The following is a 4,657-nucleotide window of genomic DNA, read 5'->3' on the forward strand; positions in this document are numbered from 1 at the left end:
GGTCAGCGTATAGGCAGTGACGAATTCGGCATTCGGAACAAAGCAGCGGGCCACAAAACCCTTCCCAGCCTCCTGAACACCGAGAACGGCAAACGGATCGCCATGCGTGCCGGCAACAATCGCCGCAACATCGCTGGCTGCCGCCAGTCCGTCCGGCCCGCTTGTCGCAGCGGTCGCGCGCGGCTTCTTCATCAGGCAGTGTCCCTCCCCAGGCACCGAGTGTTTGTTTCTAGTGGTGTGATCCGACTTTCAAGTTCACACCACCGGGACCACATTGTTTGCGGCCTCATGCAATCACATCAGGCAGGCACGTTCCAGATTTCTTTCGCATATTGGCGGATCGTGCGATCGGAGGAGAACCAGCCGACACGCGCCACATTGCGGATTGCCCTGGCGTACCAGTCGGGACTGTTGCGCCAGACCGCATCGACCTCGCGCTGGGCGGTGGCATAGGCATCGAAATCGGCGGCGACCATGAACCAGTCGCTGTTGTAGAGGCCGTTGACGAGGTCGCGGTAACGCTCCGGATCGTCCGGCGAGAAGACGCCCGACGAGACGGCAGCGACCGCTTGCGCCAGCTCAGATGATCCCTCGATGACGGCGCGAGGGTCGTAACCGTTGTTGCGCCGCTCGGCGACCTCGGCGGTGGTCAGGCCGAAGATGAAGATGTTGTCGTCGCCGACGCATTCCTTGATCTCGACATTGGCACCGTCGAGCGTGCCGATGGTCAGCGCGCCGTTGAGCGCGAACTTCATGTTGCCGGTGCCCGACGCTTCCATGCCGGCGGTCGAGATCTGCTCGGAAAGGTCGGCAGCCGGCATCATGATCTCGGCCAGGCTGACATTGTAATTCGGCAGGAACACCACCTTAAGCAGACCGCGCACGGCCGGATCGCGGTTGATGACTTTTGCGACATCGTTGGCGAGTTTGATGATCAGCTTGGCATTGTGGTAGCTGGGCGCCGCCTTGCCGCCGAAGAATTTCACGCGCGGCATCCAGTCGCGCTCGGGGTGCGAGCGGATCTGGTCATAGAGCGCGATCGCCTCGAGAATGTTCAGAAGCTGGCGCTTGTATTCGTGGATGCGTTTGATCTGGATGTCGAAAAGCGCCGAAGGATCGACCTTGATGCCGAGCCGGTCGGCGACGAGGTTGGCCAATCGCGCCTTGTTGGCGCGCTTGACGGCGGCGAACTTGTCGCGAAAGGCGGCATCGCCGGCGAAACCGTCGAGATCCTTGATGGCGTCGATGTCATCGAGAAAACGGTCGCCGATCGCCTCGCGGGCGAGCGACGTCAGTCCGGGATTGCATTGGATCAGCCAGCGCCGCGGCGTGATGCCGTTGGTCTTGTTGTTGATGCGATCGGGATAGAGCTTGTGCAGGTCGGCGAACACCGTCTCCTTCATCAGGTCGGTGTGAAGAGCCGAAACGCCGTTGATGGAATGCGAGCCGACAAAGGCCAGATTGCCCATGCGCACCCGGCGATCGCCATTTTCCTGGATCAGCGAGATGCGGCCAATCTGCTCGTCCGAGAACTGGTTGGAAGCACGCGCCTCCAGAAGCACTTCAGCGTTGATGGCATAGACAATCTGCATGTGGCGCGGCAAAAGCCGCTCGAACAGCGGCACCGGCCAGCTTTCCAGCGCCTCGGGCAGCAGTGTGTGGTTGGTGTAGCCGAAGGTGCGCTGGGTGATATCCCAGGCCTGGTCGAAGTCCATGCCGTGGACGTCCATCAACAGGCGCATCAACTCCGGCACGGCGATGGCCGGATGGGTGTCGTTCAGGTGGATCGCAGCCTTGTCGGGCAGCGACTTCAGGTCGCCATATTGGCTCAGATGACGCTGCACGATGTCCTGCAGCGAGGCGGTGGAGAAGAAATACTCCTGCCGGAGCCGCAGTTCCTGCCCGGCCTTGTGGGAATCGGCGGGATAGAGCACGCGCGACAAGGCATCGGCCTTGTTGCTTTCGGCGAGCGCGCCGATGTGGTCGCCGGCATTGAATTTGTCGAGCAGGATCGGATCGATCGGCATGCCCGACCAGAGCCGCAGCGTGTTGACGCGATTGGCCCGCCAGCCGACGACGGGCGTGTCATAGGCGACGGCCAGCACATGCTCGGTCGGCTTCCAGACATGGCGTTCGAGGCGGCCGTCCTTGGAGGTGATCGATTCCACCGAACCGCCGAAACCAACCTCGAAGGAGCGTTCGCGACGTTCGAATTCCCACGGGTTACCGTGATCAAGCCAGGTCTCTGGCAGTTCGACCTGCCAGCCGTCGTGAATCTCCTGCCGGAACATGCCATTGGCATAGCGAATGCCGTAGCCATGCGCGGGAATGTCGACGGTCGCCATGCTTTCCATGAAGCAGGCCGCGAGCCGCCCGAGACCGCCATTGCCGAGCGCCGCATCGGGCTCGAGTGCTGCAATCAAGTCGAGGTCGACACCCAACGACGACAGCGCCTCGCGCATGTTGTCCATCAGGCCCAGATTGGAGAAAGCATCGCGCATCAGGCGGCCGATGAGGAATTCCAGCGACAGATAATAGACGCGCTTTTCCTTCTGGTCGTAAGCCTCTCTCGTCGCCTGCATCCAGTGATCGACGATCCGGTCGCGCACGACCTTGATCGAGGCGGTTAGCCAGTCGTACTGGGTCGCAACGGTGGTGTCCTTGCCGACCCTGTATTTGAGGGCAACCAAGACTTCACGTGCGAGCGTCTTTGGGTCAGGATTTTCGAGCAGTGGCGGAAGGGGTTCGGATGTCATCGCGCTCGTCATGATGCCTCTCGTGCGGTTGCCATGATCATACCGGCTTTCATCGCTCCTCCCAGCCCATGCTAGCTGATACCGCCAACTATTCAATCGATTTAAACAGGTTCGATCCGGCTTGCCCCCTGCGGCAATTTGGCAATTCTGAAGTGTGACGCGCCAAGACGGCCCGCGCGCCGCGCTTCAAATCCCTGTTCCGTGCTTGCCGTGTCGCCATGCGCCAGCCACTTGGGCGACATGTATCAAGCCGCCAGCGCCGCCTCCGGCGGGGCCTTGGCTCCTGTCATGAAGGCGACGGCGTCGGACATCGTATATTGCTTGGGGTCGATGACGGCGAGGCGACGGCCCAGCCGATGGATGTGAATGCGATCGGCCACTTCGAAGACATGCGGCATGTTGTGCGAGATCAGCACGATCGGGAGGCCGCGCTTCTTGACGTCGAGGATCAGCTCGAGCACGCGGCGGCTTTCCTTGACGCCAAGGGCGGCTGTCGGCTCGTCCATGATCACCACACGACTGCCAAAGGCGGCCGCACGCGCCACGGCAACGCCCTGCCTTTGGCCGCCCGAGAGCGTCTCCACAGCCTGGCTGATGTTCTGGATGGTCATCAGGCCAAGTTCGGTAAGCTTGTCGCGGGCGCGCTTTTCCATCGCCGGGCGATCGAGCATGCGAAGCCAATCGCCCAGAAAACCCGGTTTACGGATTTCGCGGCCAAGGAACATGTTGTCGGCGATCGACAGCGCCGGCGACAGCGCCAGGTTCTGGTAGACGGTCTCGATGCCGGCTTCGCGGGCCTCCATCGGCGATTTGAAGGAGACGGGTTTTCCTTCGAGCCGGATCTCGCCTTCATCGGGCGCGGCAGCGCCGGAAATCGCCTTGATGAGCGACGATTTGCCGGCGCCATTGTCACCGATGACAGCAAGGATTTCGCCGGGGTAGAGGTCGAAGTCGGCGTTGTCGAGGGCGGTGACGCGGCCGTAGCGCTTGACTAGGCCACGCGCGGTGAGAATGGGTTCCTGGGTCATGGTCATGCCGAAACCTTTCTGATCCATTGGTCGACCGCCACGGCGCCGATGATCAGCACACCGGTGAGCAGCACCTTCCATTGCGGATCGGCGCCCAGCATGTTGAGGCCCATGGAGACGACGCCGACGATCATCGCGCCGAACAGCGTGCCCAGGATCGAGCCGCGTCCGCCGAACAGGGAAATACCGCCGATCACCGTCGCGGTGATCGCCTGGAGATTGTAGTCGGTGACGGCAGCCGACGGCGAGATCGAGCCGTTGCGACCGATAGAGACCCAGGCAGCGAAAGCGGCGATCAGCCCGGCAAGGGTGTAGACCGTCATCAGCACCTTCTTGGTCTGGATGCCCGACAGCTTCGCCGCCTCCTGATCATCGCCAACGGCGTAGACATGGCGACCCCATGCCGTGTGATTGAGCACGTACCAGAGGATCATCACGAGCACGACCGTGGCAATGACGCCGAGCGTCAGCACCGCCGTGCCGACCTTGAAGCTGATGGCAAAGAGATGCAGGAGCGGCGCCTGGGTGTCGACGTCGGTGTCGCGGATCGTCTCGTTGGCCGAATAGATGAAGTTCGTGGCCATGACGATGTTCCAGGTGCCAAGCGTCACGATGAAGGGCGGCAGCTTCATGTAGGCGACGAGCACGCCGTTGAGCAGCCCGCATGCCGCGCCGGCGGCAAGCCCGATCGCCACGGCGAGCGCGCTCGGCATACCGTAGCTGACCGCGCAATTGCCCATGATCACCGCTGAAATCACCATGATCACGCCAATCGACAGGTCGATGCCCGCGGTCAGGATGACCAGCGTCTGCGCAGCACCCAGAATGCCGATAATGGCGATCTGCTGCAGGATAAGCGTCAGCGTGTAGGAC

General features: G+C 61.9%; 4 protein-coding genes. All 4 read right to left on the reverse strand.

Annotated features, from left to right (window positions below; all coding sequences use genetic code 11):
• The coding region (locus EN906_RS23590; protein WP_164777307.1) for a hypothetical protein at window positions 1-192 on the reverse strand (192 nt) is incomplete at its 3' end.
• Window positions 193-299: 107 nt separating this feature from the next.
• The gene (locus tag EN906_RS23595; protein ID WP_127269993.1) at window positions 300-2,768 is read right to left on the reverse strand and encodes a glycogen/starch/alpha-glucan phosphorylase; all 2,469 of its coding nucleotides are present in this window, start codon (window positions 2,766-2,768) and stop codon (window positions 300-302) included.
• A 233-nt stretch (window positions 2,769-3,001) separates the two neighbouring features.
• Entirely contained in the window at window positions 3,002-3,784 is a 783-nt protein-coding gene (locus tag EN906_RS23600) for an ATP-binding cassette domain-containing protein (protein ID WP_164748811.1), read from the reverse strand.
• Window positions 3,785-3,786: 2 nt separating this feature from the next.
• The coding region (locus EN906_RS23605; protein WP_164777308.1) for an ABC transporter permease at window positions 3,787-4,657 on the reverse strand (871 nt) is incomplete at its 5' end.

Source organism: Mesorhizobium sp. M7A.F.Ca.CA.004.06.1.1 (assembly GCF_003999135.1).
Lineage (GTDB): Bacteria > Pseudomonadota > Alphaproteobacteria > Rhizobiales > Rhizobiaceae > Mesorhizobium.

Bases quoted from the DNA above. Each gene is read 5' to 3' on its own strand.
- EN906_RS23595 (WP_127269993.1), bottom strand. From the start codon at position 2,768: ATGACGAGCGCGATGACATCCGAACCCCTTCCGCCACTGCTCGAAAAT.
- EN906_RS23600 (WP_164748811.1), bottom strand. From the start codon at position 3,784: ATGACCCAGGAACCCATTCTCACCGCGCGTGGCCTAGTCAAGCGCTAC.